The following is a 15,739-nucleotide window of genomic DNA, read 5'->3' as shown; positions in this document are numbered from 1 at the left end:
TGCGAAATTGTTGTTAGAGGATGAAACTATTAATGCTCGCTCTATAAGTCTTGCTGTATAAGAGATGTAACGGGTAATGCTGATAAACCAGCGCTATATGGAATTAACCCCTAAAAGCAAAGAAATGGAAATTTGTAGGTAGTGACGTTGGTTCATGGTTAGTTACTGGAACTCTTGCCATAACATCAGTAGCTACTGGCTACCCAGTATGGGGATTAGCTGCTTATGCACTAGATCAAGTTTTAGATCCACCTAAGCTTAAAGAATTACCAAATTCGATAAAGGAGTTAATTACAGAGAATAACAAGCTACAAAAATCTCCCGTTGGTATGTTATATAAAATTGCAAAAAAAAATAGTTAATACTTAAGCTCATGTGTAAGTAAATTTTGGTCGTCCGTCGAAATGCTGACTTATCCAATAATTTTACTTTTAGTTAATTAATTCATAAGGAGACATAATAAGTCTAACTTAGAAAACTTAACTAGATTAATTAACCATAATTATATTTATTATTCCAAACCTAAGGGGCGAGATTATAGGAGTCAAGAAATCCCCCGTTTATTTTCCGCTATAGTTGTAAGGTGTAGTAAATTTTGCTATAGTAATAATTACTATACAGGGCGTTATTGATGAAAATAATAAAAACTAAACTTTTCGCCAAATGGGCTATAAAAAATCAAGTTAGTGATGAATCGCTTAATATCGCTGCTAAAGAAATTTCTATTGAAGTTTACGAGGCTAATTATGGTGGTGGTGTAATAAAAAAGCGTGTTTCCAACAAAGGAAGGGGAAAGAGTGGCAGTACAAGAACGATCGTTGCTTTCAAAAAAGGAAAAAATTGTTTTTTCGTTTTTGGTTTTGAAAAGAATGCCAAAAGTAATATTTCTTCTAATGAAGAAAAAGCTTTTAAAATTGTTGCTAAATCATTGTTAGCTTATTCTGATCTGGAAATTAATAAGCTGATAAAAGAGGGAGCATTAGTGGAGGTTGAAAATGAGTAAAATTATTGATGCTATGTTAGAAACAGCCAAAGATCTTCGGTTAGATGCAATTACTATTAAAGAAATAGAAATGCTTAATCTAAGTGAAGTTAAAGAGCTTGAGGCTCAAGAAATAAAGAAAATGCGAGTTAAAGAAAAAGTTAGCCAAGCTGTAATGGCTAAAATATTGAATGTTACTCCATCTACATATCAAAAGTGGGAAAGAGGAGAAGTACACCCTAAGGGAGCCAATCTTAAGCTACTGCGTTTAGCTCATGATCATGGAATTCAATATATTTTATCTTAGAGGGGGCAAGTTATTATCGGCCCTGTTTATTAAGGTCTGATTAATCGTAAAACTAAACTGATGTGGTGCTAGTCCATGGACTCTGGAGTGCTTCGCTAGTTCTTGCAAAGTCAGTAAACTTTTCAGATGTTGTCATTTGCGCATGATTATTCGACCAGTTAAAAAATAAAAATAGTTATAAATTATACTGTCGTGTATTATATGTGTAAAATATCTACAATGGTTACATAAATGTTTAAACAACCAGAATCAGATGCAAGGGTCGCCTCATCTTCAAGACCACCTAGGACGCTTGGTCTCTTCGTTTCTATTCCCAATAAACCTCAACTTCCAACTGTTTTAGCAAGCATTAAACGAAAAGATTCACGTATTACTCTCCCTGATTTGTCGCCTGCTTCCCGAGACATTCCTGCTCTTATTGAAGCATTTAAGGCACTTCCTGATGGATCTGATATCGAACTTTCAATTCATCAATTTGCGGTTAATCCGCATGCTGAGCCTAGAGAAGATTTAATTCAGTTATGGAATGCTGTCAAATATAAAGTTAAAACTATCATTTGGGATCAGAATAGTTTTTTTAAAAGTTTCGTGACTGGTTTAACCGAGGAAATGAAAAGCGATCCGCGTGTTGCTCGTTGCGAATTTCAAAATTGCGATAAAACCAATTCTTGTTCTGCAGATCAACCCAACCCAGGATTTTCTTTTCCAAAACCGGAAGAGTTAAAAGCAATGACTTTTTTTAAAGGGGCTGCTGGGGAAGAAAGAGCTTCGGAGGAAGAGTGTGCTCATACCATGGTTTTGCTCAATGAAGGCACTAGAGGTCAAATATAGTAGTTCAAATTTGTGACCACGCATCATTAAATTTTATGCCCTTAGAAACGAAGGCGAATTATTTTGCTTTTGTAAGTTAAATATTTCATTTGGCGTTGCGTATCCTAAACTTTTTCTTGGTCGACTGTTCAGTTGACCTGCGATTATTTCTAAATCCTGATCATTCACGTTCGTAAAACAACTTCCTTTCTTGAGATATGGACGCACTAATCCATTAATATCGTGCAAGCTCCAAAAAACACATTGTCTAGTGTAAAAACTGAAAAAATTCTTCGGCTCCTTCGAGTTGGTATATTTTTTGGGGGATGTACTTCTTCATTAAATCCAGTTTTCATTTGCAGTAAAAGCTATGGTTAGCCAACGTCTTGGGGAGTCTTCTCCAAGAGCCAATGCGATTTCATTACGAATTTCATCCAAGGTTTCAATGCTTGGAATTGGAAAATTCATGGGTAGTACTATATGTATTTCAATAAACTGTGCGCGTCCTATTTTTGCAACGTAGCTTGTATAGGTTTTGAAATTACGCTGTTTTAAAAGCTGCTCTAAAAAATTTCTTATTTTTTCATCAAGCTCCAAGGGAGCCATGCGAAATATGTCTCGCAGTGCATCTCGGACAGTGGCCATAGGCACAAAAATCAAACAGGCAGTAAGACTCGCCAAAATAAGGGGATCGATGTAAGGGGTAAAATATCCGTAGACCCCACCATGCAACAACGCGGCGAGACCAAACGCCAATAGGAGAGATGAGGAGATCAATCCAGACATTAGCCAACTTTGAATGTCTAATCGTAAGAATTCGGACTTGATTTTTCGGTTTATTTTAATCAAGTAAAAATACATACCCGTGGATAAAAAAAAGACCAACAGAGCAAACACAAAGGCCCAATCAAAATTCAACTCATGCCCACCAGACATTAAACTGCCTATGGCATTTATCATCGCATAAGCACAAAGAAGTATTAGAATACTACCATTCAAAACAAGAACCATAGGTTCAATATGCCAGTAACCGTATTGAAATCTCCGGTCCCCTGTTCTTGTTAAAAGACGGGCAACAAAAAAGGCCAAGGTTGACATAACGGTATCAACCATATTAAACATACCATCAAAGACAATAGCCAATGAACCCGATAATAGCCCAAATAAAATACCTACCACCGCTAAGGTAAAGGTAACAGCTATTGATATTTTAAGGGCTCGCCGTTCATGACGCCCCTCGTATATTTGCATTTTAGTGATATCCTGATGTTAAATAAATCTTATCTTTGTATATTATTGCTTCAAAAGCTCTGGGTAAATCTATAAGCTTGTATTCGTAGGGTCCTTGGGTTTAGACAAATCAGTGGATTTTAAGCACATTAACGTTGTTTTCGTTTGATTCGGCACTTTGATGGGAATAATGGAGCAATACTTTTTTGCTGCAAACTCAGAATCAATTCATCACTAGGAAACAAAATGTGTTCTAGTTAATTGAACTCCTGTCATATTACATTAGACTTCTTTGTTGGCAGTAGACTAATTTTCGATAAAATGATTACTAGCCTCATTATACCATTGTTTTCTCAATGATGGGATATTGCACGCATCAGTAATCCGTTTTTTTGTTGCAGTAATAGGATTTTTATTTAATTGCTGAAATACTTGAGTAGGTGCGTCTGGAGATAATAGTTAATTGAAACTGCACGCGATAAAGATGGGGGCACATTTAGACAATACTTTAGACGGCGTATGAGTCTGATCTCAGATCCATATCAAGAAAACCAAAGGAGATTAAGGAAAGTATCGAGGATTTTCAGCTTATCCAAAGTATTTATAATAGTATGGGATCCCTATTGGACAGGCTCAATCTGCGTAATGACACAATCAAGCATTATGCAACCTGGGTTCGTAAGGCCGGTCTTTTTCAGATTAATCAGCTTCAGCCTGATAAACGTTATCTGCATATAATCTGCTTTATGGTTCATCAATATCACTTAAGGCAGAATATTTTTTCTGATATTTTGCTTAACTGCGTGAAGGCAACACAAAACGCTAGTATAAAAAATGAAAAGGAACAGGCCTTTAAAGGGGGGGGGAAGTCCAATGGTACAAAAACGTACGCTAAAAAAATTAATCATAAACACATGCTTGGAATTATCCACCCCAAAATGAATAGATCCGGCCAACAATATTCAGGCCAGCCTTTGTCTAAAAAATTAACTAGTAATTAATGTAAAAAAATTAATTACTAGTTACAATGCGAGGCCAATTTTTAAGCAAATTAGGTTTCGCAAATGTTAATTACTCTCACAAGGATATCGAAGTTTCGTTTATACCTGAAGATAAAAATTATAAGATCAAAGAACTTATAAAAATGTATTTCATTTCAATTTTGTGGCGAGCTTCTGTAACAGAACGAAAAGAATTTTCTCAAGTAAATTTAGGGGATAAGTATGAATCTAAAGCACGGGAAGCGATTCTTAATCAAAATTCAGAATTTTTTCCAGAGTTGGATATCGTATTTAGTAAATTCGAGCATGGTATTTCTGGCTTTATGCTACCCCGCAAAGAAAAGTTTGGAGTTGTGAACGGTTATAGGATAGGTTTTCCTTATTATAGTTGCCTAGTAAAAGTAGATCGAAGACCTTTTCCGTTGGAGTTAGACGGTTTATCATTAAATACATCTGATAAAGTTGGGTTTAATTACAGGATTGGGGCAAATGCGAATTAGGCCATCCCAAATAGAACTTAATTTAAGCAAATCGACCTAAGTCAAAAAAATTATACTTAATAAACTCGAGCAGTAAAATGACTAATAAGTCCCATTCTATAAAGCTTTATAGCCTATGAAATCATGTCAAAACTAATCGCATAAGCATGATATCAATACCGGGCACAGAGCTTGTATTATTATGTCGCAATCCAATAGAGCATAATCACAGCACTTAACGTTTTTTTCGAACAAATAAAGGTCAATATTAATCAATAAAATTCATTATTTTTATACGATTAGATTTTAGGTTAATAATGTATAGGAAAAATACTAATTACACGGTGAGTTAGTTGTCATGTAATCGCATAATGATTCTTATACGATTAGTTTTGACGTAAGTTTAAAGGATTTATATTATATAGAATTTGGACTGATAGCAATAAACCAGTATGATTTTACGTGAGATAAATTTTTTGATTTAGCCAAATTTTGTTGAATTATGGGTTTTTCCGCATATCTAGCCCAAACTGGCAATGAGATAGCTAAGCGGCTTTAAGTGCTAATATTTTATCCATATCGAACAACATATCCTGTTCTTCAATATCCTGAGTAAAGTCATATTCCTCATGAAAATTGACATAAGGCCAGATTAAAGTCGATACATTGCGAATAATGGTTGATAGAGGTTCGGCAGGGATCCTGACGAAAAGGATCGTTTCCTGTTTATTTTTAATTCAGTTTAAATTCAACTAACAATTTAACATCAGAAAAATCAAACTGTTATGACATGATTGTTTTAATTTTAACGCAACTTTTTCTATGTAGTATGCATTTCATTGTTCATTGCCAGTTTGGGCTAGATATGCGGTAAAACCCTATAAAGGAAGATAGAGAGAAATATTTTATAAAACATTATCCTGCGGGATGAAACACATTGGCTGGCTAATCTTCAGTTAATATATGTAGCTGAAGACATAACTTATGTTGAATTAATTGCAAACATTATTAAATATCTTAAACAACTGAGCATTATTTGCCAGGATCCCGGCCTGGGGTCTATGTGTACATAAGTTACATATTAAAAAGTAAAAGATTATGTTTATTAGTAAATTTAATATATTTTTGACTATTCCCCACGCTTTTTCACAAAGGAAAACGCTTAGTTTTTTGTTCGTAATTTGTCCATAATTCATATAGAATACCTTCATTCCTGTATTTATATATAGTTGAGTCAAAGTGGTAACGACTTGGGTTGTTGAAAAAAGAGTACGGCTTGGTTGGTTAGCAGGGATATTTATTTATTTTTTGTTAGGATATTTGGGGCCATCACCAGCTTGTAACGATGGTAGTGTTTCATATTCTATAGGTAGACGAGGTGCTTGCTCTCATCATGGCGGTGTAGATCATCACTCGTTATATCATTTATTTGTAATTTTTTCGGGAATTATAGTTGGGAGTAGTTTGACTTACTTACTGACTCCGCAATCTGAGCGAGACCAAAAGAATGGTCAAAATATACAGGGTTTGCCATGTCAGAATATTGAAGATCATTTATTGAAATTAAAGGAAAACGGAATTCCTGATTTTCTAATAGAACAAGAAAGAAAAAGATTAAACTCGATTATTAATTCCGCTAAACATAATGAAACTTGAAAACTTTGATTCAGGGGATTGCTGAATTCGACAGCATAAATTAGTGCTAAGTCTGATTATAACGACCTTATTCAAAAAATACCCGACGTGCCCAACAGCCAAATTGGGAATAAAAGATTGCCTCGAGCTAATTCACTCACCCATCCCGGGCTAGCGGGGGCATTTGAACAGAAATTTACGGTTTCACCCTCGCGGCTCCACTTAAAACCGTAAGACTTCGTATAAAATCCCCCTGTTCAGAAAACAGTCGTTAAGTTCAGAGATACGGAAAACGTGTATTATGGAATGAGCTATACCTTTCGCAAAAATTGGCCTTATTAGAAGATGAAGAAAGCAGAAAGGCACTATTAACCATTATTCGCAATGGGTCTACTCTAATCTGGCATTATGTCAACTTGCATGGGGAATATGATTTTACTCAGGATATTGAAGAACAGGATATGTTGTTTGATATGGACAAAATATTAGCACTCAAAGTCGCTTAATAATCTCATTGGCAGTTTGGGCTGGATATGCGGTAAAACCCAATATGTTTGTATCGGTTCGTTGACATATAATTTATTAGAATAGTTTTATGGAGTTTGGAAATCTTGAAATGAATAAAGCCTCTATCCTTAAAGCAGCATCTAAATCTGGTTTTAATCTTGAGTTTAATACGAAAAAAATATTTTCAGAAAAAGGATTAAAAACGGAGATCAATCAGTTATACATTTATAATGATACTCCTATCGAAATAGACGTAGTTGCCAGTTGTCAAACTCCTAAAATGTATTTTGTTGTTAAATGTAAAGGCTCAGAAAGCACATCCTGTCTAATTTTGGTCAAGGATGCTGTATCTAATGGGAAAATGATAATAGCACGTTCTAACTTTTTAGACTCGAAAGCAAGGTTGGTAGGTTTTAATTCAACAAATCCAATCCCTTCAAGTTTCACAGGGGATTTTTATAGAAATAACAGCAATGATTTAATAAAATTATCCAAGAATGATCAGGAAAATAATTTTTATAAAGCTCAACAGCAGATTAAAGATGCAATTTTGTCTTTTTACCAATGTATTGAAGATAACGCTGAAGATTTCTACTACATGGTTCCACTCATCGTTACTAATTCTCAGATTTGGGCCGTAGACTATAATAACGATGAGCCTGAATGTTCGAAATATAAATGGTTTCTACAAAAAATTAAGTTGGATTCTCGATTTAAATTGAGTGCCAACAACATACCCTCAACATCATTGTTGATTCCTATCGTTAATATTAACTATTTGGAAGAGTTTGTAACATTAGCACTTAGATTAAAAGCGGATCCCGGACAACTTTTCCCTTTTGATATAGAGGGTATAGAGGAGTAAAATCGATGCAAAACCCCATTGGGGTTGACAAATAACCCCAATGGGGTTATTATTTGATTTATGAAAATAATAAAAAAATCCCAAGTTGTTGTTGAGACAACAGAATACATCAAGCGGGCTGAAGCTTGTATGGACAAGAAAAGTAGAGATGACTTTATAAGTCATATTGCTCTAAATCCCACAGAGGGAGACATTATTCCTGGAACTGGCGGGGCTCGAAAGATTCGTTGGACCACTGATAGTAATCAAGGTAAGAGTGGTGGTGCACGAGTTATATATTATTTCCATAACCCCAATATGCCTATTTTTTTATTTACAGCTTACGGGAAAAATCAAAAGGAAAATATTTCCGAAAACGAAAAGAGTATATTGAAAACCATTATTAAATCTATTGTTAAGACGTATGGGGAGAACGAACATGAGTGATTTAGGTGAAAGTTTAATCCGTGGTGCAATGGAGGCCCTTGAGTATGCGAAAGGGAATAAGAACGATGCAGTTACACATGAGGTTTTAGTTCCTGCTAAAGTCGATGTGATGGCGATTAGAAAGAAAATGCATATGAGCCGTCAAAAATTTTGTGAAGAATTTGGCTTTAGTTTGAGAACATTAGAAAAATGGGAACGGGGTGAGCGCAACCCAGAATCCTCTACGAGAGCATATTTAACAGTGATTGCAAGTAATCCCTCCGCTGTGATTAATGCACTACATAAAACAAGTTAGTATCACTGATATTGGATAAAAATGATGAAACACAAAATATTAGCTATTCCAGATTTTTTTATTTTCTTTACTGGGATATTGCCTTTATAAAAATCTTATGTAGGATAAATTTTTAAATGATGGTTATGAAACTTTACCCAAATTTATGATTAATGAGCTTAAACAATTGCCCTCGTTAAAAAAGGCAAAAACTAATGTCAATTCCAATTGTGATTCGACTATACATAAAAGAAATAAAGTTTATATACATTGTAGTCGAATCTGGCCAGAAATTACTATAACTAATTGGCTCATGACATAACCGACAGTGAAATGCCAATATTTCAGATGTCAAAGTACTGAATGTAGATCGATAATGCTTTAGTACCTGATGAGATGTTTCTTATGTATAGCTTAGGGTTTACTTTCATTATCATTTATTAATACTCTAAGACCTCCGGCCGGGATCTTTGTAAAAAAGGGTCATGTTTATATTTAGACACTGTAATTAACGGAATATTAATGAAATTCTCTATTGAGAATAGTCTATTTTGTCCAAAACGACCAATCTCTGATAGTGTTAGCCCAAGCTAAAAGTTGGACTTTGATAAGAAATATCAAAAACCATAGTATACCCAGGAGTGAATAAAGCATAATTTGATTGATATTCAATCATGACCCTTTTTTACAAAGATCCCGGCCGGAGGTCATATAGCACATAGTCCCTCAAATATCGTATTAGATAAAATACAATCATGCTCTATTGATTATAGCTATTCTTTATATCTGGATATTTTAATTGGTGAAAACAACTGATTTAATATAAACAAACTAAAAATGGTTTGCGATCTTTATTTACTTAGCTGTTGTGATTGTTTCAATAAATAATTTATGTCATAATTAGACATATGTCAATTTATGGTATATCATTAAAATGAGCTGGCAAGTTAGATTTACAAAAAAAGCTGCGAAGCAAACTGTAGGATTAAGTAAAGCTGCTTTTCACGCTTTAAATTTATTGGTAGCGGATTTGCAGGATAAGGGGCCATGTCCAGGAACATCCTGGCCTAACTATGGGAAGCTTAGAGGGCTCAAGGGAGTAAAAAACTCCCGTGATTTACGGCATTGTCATTTAGTTAAGGGAAATCCTACATACGTATGTTGTTGGGAAGTAATCGAAAACGAAGTCAAAATCATAGAGGTGTATTATGCAGGCACTCACGAAAAAGCACCATATTAAAAAGCAAACAACAAAAGATAAAATTATACATGTTCAAGTAGGCAGATGGACTTATGCTATCCCTAAAAAGGTGGCAGAACAGTATCGAGTTGAGTCAGATGAAAGAAACTCTAAAGAAGAGTTTGTTTCAGTAGAGGAGCTCTTTAGCGATCTTAATGAACAATATACAAAAGCGGGGGCTCTTTTAAAGGGATTGAGAGCTCGTGAAAATTTGAATCAGATTGAATTTGCAAAGTTAATCAATGTTACTCAAGCAAATCTATCAAAAATGGAAAATGGAAGGCGGCCAATTGGGAAAACTATTGCAAAACGATTGGAGCAAACTTTTAATGTGAATTATAAATATTTTTTAGAATAGAATTAATCAATATGGGGAGCGCTACATCGTGAAAGATTCCGGGGCATCTCTCTCCCCGAAATCGGTTCGCTAAAACGCGTGAAGGTGTCCGTGATCCCCCTTGATTTTTAGCCCCCCCCCTACGGGACTAAAATCTTTCCTCCCCAATGGCTTGAGGCCTTATCGTATGCCTTATATTTTTTGTATGAAGAACGAAGCTAATATTGTCCGAAAATTCCCGGGACGGGCATATATGGAATTCTCGGTTATTGCAATATTAATATCATTTTTCTATCGGGTAAATTCTGCAAATATATTCAGCATTTATTTATCAAAAAAGCAACAGTCCAATATCCAAAAATTGCAGGGAAAATAGCGCCATGAACTAAGCTTTTCAAGTATTCATTTACTGGGGCAAGAGCATTATGTGAATTCGGTGTTACCGTACCAGTTTGGCTATAGATAATTAGAAGAAATATAGTAACCCCAATTACAACACTGGAGCTAAAAATGGTTTTTAACATGTTGATCCTTGTTTCATAGAATTATTCAGAACTCAATTTACATAATTAAATTTTCGGCCTGCTCTGTCATTTTTTTGAGCTCTTCCACTCTTTATCTTTAGAAAAAACAAAGGAAGCTGCTTCTTCAAAGAAATGTTCTATTTCGGTTATTCCTGCCCATGCACAGTAATTTTGAATTTCCGTATAGATTTCTTTATTAATTTCAAGCTTAATTTTTTCTTTATCTGCAATTTTTTTAGCGCTTATTAATGCCATAACATACTCACTCAATATAAATTTTTATAAATAGATTAGATAAAATTCTTACGGATTATTTTTAACATAAAATCAATAAAAACTCTAATCTCAAGGGAAAATATTTTTATAATACTGTGCTCTAGTATTAGATTTTAGTTCATTAAATTAATGGGTAACAATACCAATAATTTACCCAATTTATTTCGGTAGGAATTAATCAGAAAACGATTATTAAGTGAACTAATCATTTTCTGACTTGAACAATGACATCGCAACAAAAAAAGCCCCAGCGCCAATAACATAATTAATCGCATCTTTTGAAATAAATTGCAGGCACTGAAAATGAATCGTGTCAGATAATAAAACCAACCCTCCAACCAAACACAATAATCCCGGGGTTAATGATTTGATTGACGCTTTGAATAGATTAAAAAATAAGGCAGCGATTAACATCGCACCAATAATATACCCAAACTCTCCAAGAGATTTAATTCGTCCGCTGCTTTGCATAAATAAATACGTGATTAATGCAACCAAAGCAAAGGATAATTCTTTAATGACGTTATCTATTGAAAGGCGTTCGGTGAGGTAAAAAGCCGCGCTGTCTAAAATAAAATTAGATTTAAAAATAGGTTTTTTTTCTTTGGCGCTAACTGGATAGTAACCCGGAGCTTTTTGGTCGAGGTACGGAGTTCCATAGATTCGTTCTAACTGATTTTTTTCGTTAGGATACATAAAAATCTCCTTATTTATTGAGCATCTCAAATGCTTTATTAACTCCAGCAAGGCTTCTTTTATACCCCAAAGCCGTTGAATAATAGTATAATCCTTTTAGCGTAAAAATTAAATATTGCGGGATAGGGAATTTGTGGGACATTTTATAAAAAATGCCCAAATTCCCGTGCGCAACAGCGCAACTCCTCAACCTGGCGGCTTGCGGAAAACCAACAAAAAAATAAGATTCAAAGAAGGGAATTTCTCAATCATGAATAAAACAAAATCAATGCGGGTTCGTCTCACCGAAACTGAATGGCAACAGGCGGAAACGGCAAGCATTTCCCTATTCGGAACCAATAATAAAAGTCGTTTTTTAAGAAAGCTCATGCGTGATTATATTGGCATGGGACCTGATTTAACGGATAAGGAACTTAACGAGTTTAGAGATGCTGTGCGTCAGCTCACAGGAATTGCCAGGAACTTAAATCAAATCACAGCACGAATAAATAATAATAGCCAAGAACTAAAGCATGTCCCCGTGGATTATTTAAAGCGGGTAGAACAGAGCGTTATTGCGTTAAATGACGAATTAAAAAGCTACATTTCAAACACGATTACGCGTTATCAAAAGGAGGTTGATGATGAATAATTATCACGACGAAGATGAGGGGATTCTTGATGGCTCAGGAAAATCAAGACGCTTTGTTTCACCTTATCTTTATGATGAATTACGTGAAGAACATCAACGAAAGAATCAAGAAAAATCCCGCGGGAAAAAACCAAACAAAGTGAGAGAACAGTTAAAGTATGGAAACAAAATTCACGAAACCTATTCAGCTGATGAATTGTCCACAGCCGATCAAATTCGAATCGCGGCAGGCTTTCAGCAAGCGATAATAAAAATCACAGGATTTGGAAAGGAGTCTAATAAAATAATGAAGCATCTTGCATACATCAGTCGAAACTATGATTTGCCTTTGGAAGATCAGGAACAGTCTTTATTGCATTCACAAAATAATGCACGTGATTTATTGTCGTCATGGGAGTCCATTTATTTTGATAATCGAAAGGATTCTCGTCATACCGCCCATATGATTTTTAGCGTGCCTCCTAAAACAGACCGAGGGGTATTTAATCAATTAACACGCGAGTTTTTAAAGGAGGAATTTGGCGGGGAGCACGATTATGTATTTGTACAACATGATGATACCGAACATCCCCATATCCACTCAGTTATTTGCTTGCGATCACTCAACGGAAAAAAATTAGATCCCAGAAAAAAATACCTTAATGAGTTACGTAAGAATTTTGCAAATAAATGTCGAGAACATGGCGTGATGCTTGATGCAAGCCGACGTTTTCAACGTGGATTATCTGGAAAATCGGTAAAGTCGGAATTGGTCCAGATACGTGACAAAAGAAACAATACTCCTCAGGTTGATCGCAGACTCATTGAACGAGTTAAAAATGAAATGAACCGTAGCGTACCGAGTGTAAATACTGGCGATTTGATAAGGAACGAACGAAATAAAAAAATAAGAGAGCAATTTTATAATACAGCTAAATCACTGTATCAAAACTACATCACAACCCCTGAGGCGAAGCGGAACGAAAAGGAGTTAACTGCCTCAAAATTATTATTGGATTATTCAAAAAAACTTCCTCAAGAACTCACACGAGCGGATTACTTAAAAGAGTTGTTAGGAAAAGAAACCTCTAAGGCTCATGAGCAACAATCCGATTTTCTTGGATTAAGAGAGTCGTTAAAGAAATCTCATATCGATTTGAAACAAACCGATATGGGGTTAGGGGATGACTAAACGATATTTCGTCTATTTAGATTATTGATTGGGGCTTTTATAGTGATCGATCTGGGTTGATTCTCGCATTATCAGGCCTAGTTGTGGAAGGGGTATTAATGAATCTGTTTTTTGCAAATTAACTCAGTAAATTGCCTTAAAAATCGGTCAACAAACGATGTAAATTAGCACCACTAATTAACGTTATGTCATTAAAGCGCTGCTCATATACTGCTGCCCCAGTTTTGCCGCAGTGTATAAAATAGCCTCCATGACATCCATGTGCTTTAAGACGTTGTGAAAAATCTCGAACATGCTGTACATTAATATGATTGCGGTAGCGTTTTGCTTGCAGTGCGATACGATGCTTCGAAGGCAGTATGAGTATCCCATCAATACCGCCATCCCCTGTATACCGTTTATTGTGGATTACTTTCAGTCCGCGTGCCTTAAATGCGATGAGCAACAACTCTTCAAACACAAAAGGGTCGATTGTTCGAATGTAAGCAAAGAGCCTACTGGGCTCTGTTTTAAATTCTGGGCGTTGTAACGTTTGAAAGACGCCCCTTGCCTTATTCATGCGTATTTTATGTGATTTTTTACGAACGTGCGTGTGCAGCCACAAGTAATAACGTAAGTCGGCGAATAATTTGCTTAGTCTTGATTTTTTATGAGGTTTTAAATCGAACAGTCTCTGTAAGCTATTTAGTGTATTCATTAATTCACTCGTATTATGTATCAATTTTATTAATGTTTGGGTGTTCTAATAGGCAAAGTAGAACAGGGGCGCGTTTACGGTTATAGAGCAAACGGATACGCTAAACCGTAAACGGTGACCTGGATGGGCATGTTTCCCTATTAAGAGTCAGCGTTCACCGCAGTACACGCAATGGACTACTCCATTTAAAACAATAAGGTAATTCCCAATAACAGGGAGTCTTGGCTTGGGATATTTGAAATGCTGCCGCGTTCGGTCTGAGTATCTACCTCATAATTGGGGTTATTTCCAAAAATATGCTGGTATAGAAGGTGTACGGCCAGGGAGGTATTGATGGTATAGCCCAGTCCTGCTTGTACCTCAGGGCTTATTTTTGATAAATCATTGACTTCATTTCGGTCTACTTGCATTTGTCGGTAGGCTACCCCTGCTTTAACTAATCCATAAACAGCAGCGTCAACGGAAGGTGTTATTTTTGCGGTGGCTAATACATCAATAGTAGGTTTTACTATGATGCTGACAGGCTCTCCTCCCAATAGGTCCAGGGTGGGTTTCGGGATGTCTAAACGCATGGTATTGCCGTTTTGCACACCCGTTTCTAACCCTACATCGAGGCTGTTGGCGAGGCTGTATTGAACGTCAAAACTTAAACGACCCAAAACACTGTATCCGTCTGTATTATAAACTTGAGTGTAATGCGTAGCCCCTAAGCTTCCCGAAAATCCCCAATGGAATAAGGCGCTGCAATCATAGCACGCACTGGCATTACCCCAAAAACCGAAACAAATTACTGCGAATAAAATAGGTATTTTTTTCATTGTTCTATCCTGGTTAATTAAACTATTAAAACTGACTCACCGCACGAACACGACCCACGGTATTTGATTTGCTGCTGGCGGTTATCTCCCCTGAAGAAAAATTAACTAACCAAGCATTGGATATGCTGGCCTCAGTGGAACTCCAATAAAACTCAGGAGCAAAACTGGACAAATTATTTTCATGAAGGTTTTGATGCATGAGTTGCAATTCATAAGCTGAAGGCAGATACCAGCCGCTGTAGCACACATGGGCTGTTGCAATGGGTGTTTTGCACGGAGTGACCCCATCTTCCATCACTTGAAATTGACTGGCTTGAAGGGCTGCAAACTTTCCTTTGGTATCGTAAATTGTTTGCTGTGAAATAATGAGGCGAGTATTAGTAGCCCCTGCCCCAATTCCATCTCCTTTCGCGTTAGTGATTTTATTTCCTGAATCGCCATTGCGCCATTGAACACCTATTCCCCCGGTGTCTTTAATACTGGCAATTAACCCATGTTGGCCGCTGTCATCCACATAAAAAATAATACCGCCATGATAACGTTCGCCAATGGAATGCCGTTTCACTTGATTGGATTTCAATACCTCCATTTTTTGCAGGATTTGTTGTATTTGCTTGTTTTGAATATCAATTTGAGATTGTAATTGTGTGGTGTGCGCATCCAGTTGAGCTTGCAATTGGGTCGTACGGTCTTTCAGCGCGTTGATTTCTATAGTAGCTAGCCCTAACCCATGTTTTAGATAACGAATGTGATCCCAAATATCATCTCCTGGGGATGCAAAGACAGGTAGTTGAACACTGGCTAAGAAAATAAAAAGGTGTTTTGCGTTCATG

Annotated in this window: 19 protein-coding genes and 1 pseudogene; 12 read left to right on the top strand and 8 right to left on the bottom strand. The window is 36.1% G+C overall.

Features of this window, described 5'->3' with window-relative positions:
• The first annotated feature begins 631 nt into the window (after window positions 1-631).
• From ACD661_RS15780 to ACD661_RS15770, 3 genes are all read left to right on the top strand, one after another.
• Entirely contained in the window at window positions 632-1,003 is a 372-nt protein-coding gene (locus ACD661_RS15780) for a type II toxin-antitoxin system RelE/ParE family toxin (protein WP_400188831.1), read from the top strand.
• The gene (locus tag ACD661_RS15775) at window positions 996-1,289 is read left to right on the top strand and encodes a helix-turn-helix domain-containing protein (protein WP_400188830.1); all 294 of its coding nucleotides are present in this window, start codon (window positions 996-998) and stop codon (window positions 1,287-1,289) included. Before ACD661_RS15780 ends, ACD661_RS15775 begins: the two co-directional genes overlap by 8 nt.
• A gap of 231 nt (window positions 1,290-1,520) precedes the next feature.
• Window positions 1,521-2,120, top strand: coding sequence for a hypothetical protein (locus tag ACD661_RS15770; protein ID WP_400188829.1), 600 nt, complete (start codon window positions 1,521-1,523; stop codon window positions 2,118-2,120).
• Window positions 2,121-2,153: 33 nt separating this feature from the next.
• On the opposite strand, the pseudogene ACD661_RS17045 reads toward ACD661_RS15770, so the two are convergent.
• Together ACD661_RS17045 and ACD661_RS15765 are read right to left on the bottom strand one after the other, a co-directional pair.
• A pseudogene (locus ACD661_RS17045) lies at window positions 2,154-2,336 on the bottom strand (IS30 family transposase); the annotation flags it as partial.
• 102 nt (window positions 2,337-2,438) lie between these two features.
• Window positions 2,439-3,350, bottom strand: coding sequence for a cation diffusion facilitator family transporter (locus ACD661_RS15765; protein WP_400188828.1), 912 nt, complete (start codon window positions 3,348-3,350; stop codon window positions 2,439-2,441).
• Window positions 3,351-4,356: 1,006 nt separating this feature from the next.
• Here ACD661_RS15765 and ACD661_RS15760 point away from each other — a divergent pair.
• From ACD661_RS15760 to ACD661_RS15730, 7 genes are all read left to right on the top strand, one after another.
• Entirely contained in the window at window positions 4,357-4,830 is a 474-nt protein-coding gene (locus ACD661_RS15760) for a hypothetical protein (RefSeq protein WP_400188827.1), read from the top strand.
• A 1,218-nt stretch (window positions 4,831-6,048) separates the two neighbouring features.
• On the top strand, window positions 6,049-6,465 hold the full coding sequence (locus ACD661_RS15755; protein ID WP_400188826.1) for a hypothetical protein: 417 nt from the start codon (window positions 6,049-6,051) through the stop codon (window positions 6,463-6,465).
• Window positions 6,466-6,773: 308 nt separating this feature from the next.
• A complete protein-coding gene (locus ACD661_RS15750; RefSeq protein WP_400188825.1) occupies window positions 6,774-6,950 on the top strand; it encodes a hypothetical protein in 177 nt (58 codons plus the stop codon).
• An 89-nt stretch (window positions 6,951-7,039) separates the two neighbouring features.
• Window positions 7,040-7,816 carry a hypothetical protein gene (locus ACD661_RS15745; RefSeq protein WP_400188824.1) on the top strand — a complete coding sequence of 259 codons (777 nt, stop codon included), beginning with the start codon at window positions 7,040-7,042 and terminating at the stop codon, window positions 7,814-7,816.
• A 60-nt stretch (window positions 7,817-7,876) separates the two neighbouring features.
• Entirely contained in the window at window positions 7,877-8,242 is a 366-nt protein-coding gene (locus tag ACD661_RS15740) for a type II toxin-antitoxin system RelE/ParE family toxin (protein WP_400188823.1), read from the top strand.
• Complete coding sequence (locus ACD661_RS15735; RefSeq protein ID WP_400188822.1) at window positions 8,235-8,537, top strand: helix-turn-helix domain-containing protein; 303 nt, start codon at window positions 8,235-8,237, stop codon at window positions 8,535-8,537. Before ACD661_RS15740 ends, ACD661_RS15735 begins: the two co-directional genes overlap by 8 nt.
• A gap of 1,187 nt (window positions 8,538-9,724) precedes the next feature.
• Entirely contained in the window at window positions 9,725-10,114 is a 390-nt protein-coding gene (locus ACD661_RS15730; RefSeq protein WP_400188821.1) for a helix-turn-helix domain-containing protein, read from the top strand.
• A gap of 296 nt (window positions 10,115-10,410) precedes the next feature.
• Here the strand turns inward: ACD661_RS15730 and ACD661_RS15725 are convergent, their stop codons facing one another.
• From ACD661_RS15725 to ACD661_RS15715, 3 genes are all read right to left on the bottom strand, one after another.
• On the bottom strand, window positions 10,411-10,617 hold the full coding sequence (locus ACD661_RS15725) for a hypothetical protein (protein ID WP_400188820.1): 207 nt from the start codon (window positions 10,615-10,617) through the stop codon (window positions 10,411-10,413).
• 66 nt (window positions 10,618-10,683) lie between these two features.
• Entirely contained in the window at window positions 10,684-10,872 is a 189-nt protein-coding gene (locus tag ACD661_RS15720; RefSeq protein ID WP_400188819.1) for a hypothetical protein, read from the bottom strand.
• Window positions 10,873-11,094: 222 nt separating this feature from the next.
• Window positions 11,095-11,589 carry a hypothetical protein gene (locus ACD661_RS15715; RefSeq protein WP_400188818.1) on the bottom strand — a complete coding sequence of 165 codons (495 nt, stop codon included), beginning with the start codon at window positions 11,587-11,589 and terminating at the stop codon, window positions 11,095-11,097.
• Window positions 11,590-11,839: 250 nt separating this feature from the next.
• On the opposite strand from ACD661_RS15715, the gene mobC reads away from it, so the two are divergent.
• Both mobC and ACD661_RS15705 read left to right on the top strand, forming a co-directional pair.
• Complete coding sequence (mobC, locus tag ACD661_RS15710; RefSeq protein WP_400188817.1) at window positions 11,840-12,220, top strand: plasmid mobilization relaxosome protein MobC; 381 nt, start codon at window positions 11,840-11,842, stop codon at window positions 12,218-12,220.
• Complete coding sequence (locus ACD661_RS15705; protein WP_400188816.1) at window positions 12,210-13,391, top strand: relaxase/mobilization nuclease domain-containing protein; 1,182 nt, start codon at window positions 12,210-12,212, stop codon at window positions 13,389-13,391. The genes mobC and ACD661_RS15705 overlap by 11 nt, the downstream gene beginning before the upstream one ends.
• Before the next feature lie 136 nt (window positions 13,392-13,527).
• Here ACD661_RS15705 and ACD661_RS15700 read toward each other — a convergent pair whose 3' ends face one another.
• The 3 genes from ACD661_RS15700 to ACD661_RS15690 all read right to left on the bottom strand — a co-directional run bounded on the left by ACD661_RS15700 (window position 13,528) and on the right by ACD661_RS15690 (window position 15,738).
• A complete protein-coding gene (locus ACD661_RS15700; RefSeq protein WP_400188815.1) occupies window positions 13,528-14,088 on the bottom strand; it encodes a restriction endonuclease in 561 nt (186 codons plus the stop codon).
• A 185-nt stretch (window positions 14,089-14,273) separates the two neighbouring features.
• Window positions 14,274-14,906, bottom strand: coding sequence for a hypothetical protein (locus ACD661_RS15695; RefSeq protein ID WP_400188814.1), 633 nt, complete (start codon window positions 14,904-14,906; stop codon window positions 14,274-14,276).
• A gap of 25 nt (window positions 14,907-14,931) precedes the next feature.
• Window positions 14,932-15,738 (bottom strand): Lcl domain-containing protein, encoded by an 807-nt coding sequence (locus ACD661_RS15690; RefSeq protein ID WP_400188813.1) that lies wholly within the window; start codon window positions 15,736-15,738, stop codon window positions 14,932-14,934.
• Window position 15,739 lies beyond the last annotated feature (1 nt).

It is taken from the genome of Legionella lytica (assembly GCF_044626755.1).
Classification (GTDB): domain Bacteria; phylum Pseudomonadota; class Gammaproteobacteria; order Legionellales; family Legionellaceae; genus Legionella; species Legionella lytica_A.
This window is presented reverse-complemented; position numbering and strand designations above follow the sequence as displayed.

Bases quoted from the DNA above. Each gene is read 5' to 3' on its own strand.
- ACD661_RS15780 (WP_400188831.1), top strand. From the start codon at position 632: ATGAAAATAATAAAAACTAAACTTTTCGCCAAATGGGCTATAAAAAAT.
- ACD661_RS15775 (WP_400188830.1), top strand. From the start codon at position 996: ATGAGTAAAATTATTGATGCTATGTTAGAAACAGCCAAAGATCTTCGG.
- ACD661_RS15770 (WP_400188829.1), top strand. From the start codon at position 1,521: ATGTTTAAACAACCAGAATCAGATGCAAGGGTCGCCTCATCTTCAAGA.
- ACD661_RS15765 (WP_400188828.1), bottom strand. From the start codon at position 3,350: ATGCAAATATACGAGGGGCGTCATGAACGGCGAGCCCTTAAAATATCA.
- ACD661_RS15760 (WP_400188827.1), top strand. From the start codon at position 4,357: ATGCGAGGCCAATTTTTAAGCAAATTAGGTTTCGCAAATGTTAATTAC.
- ACD661_RS15745 (WP_400188824.1), top strand. From the start codon at position 7,040: ATGGAGTTTGGAAATCTTGAAATGAATAAAGCCTCTATCCTTAAAGCA.
- ACD661_RS15740 (WP_400188823.1), top strand. From the start codon at position 7,877: ATGAAAATAATAAAAAAATCCCAAGTTGTTGTTGAGACAACAGAATAC.
- ACD661_RS15735 (WP_400188822.1), top strand. From the start codon at position 8,235: ATGAGTGATTTAGGTGAAAGTTTAATCCGTGGTGCAATGGAGGCCCTT.
- ACD661_RS15730 (WP_400188821.1), top strand. From the start codon at position 9,725: ATGCAGGCACTCACGAAAAAGCACCATATTAAAAAGCAAACAACAAAA.
- ACD661_RS15725 (WP_400188820.1), bottom strand. From the start codon at position 10,617: ATGTTAAAAACCATTTTTAGCTCCAGTGTTGTAATTGGGGTTACTATA.
- ACD661_RS15720 (WP_400188819.1), bottom strand. From the start codon at position 10,872: ATGGCATTAATAAGCGCTAAAAAAATTGCAGATAAAGAAAAAATTAAG.
- ACD661_RS15715 (WP_400188818.1), bottom strand. From the start codon at position 11,589: ATGTATCCTAACGAAAAAAATCAGTTAGAACGAATCTATGGAACTCCG.
- mobC (WP_400188817.1), top strand. From the start codon at position 11,840: ATGAATAAAACAAAATCAATGCGGGTTCGTCTCACCGAAACTGAATGG.
- ACD661_RS15705 (WP_400188816.1), top strand. From the start codon at position 12,210: ATGATGAATAATTATCACGACGAAGATGAGGGGATTCTTGATGGCTCA.
- ACD661_RS15700 (WP_400188815.1), bottom strand. From the start codon at position 14,088: ATGAATACACTAAATAGCTTACAGAGACTGTTCGATTTAAAACCTCAT.
- ACD661_RS15695 (WP_400188814.1), bottom strand. From the start codon at position 14,906: ATGAAAAAAATACCTATTTTATTCGCAGTAATTTGTTTCGGTTTTTGG.
- ACD661_RS15690 (WP_400188813.1), bottom strand. From the start codon at position 15,738: ATGAACGCAAAACACCTTTTTATTTTCTTAGCCAGTGTTCAACTACCT.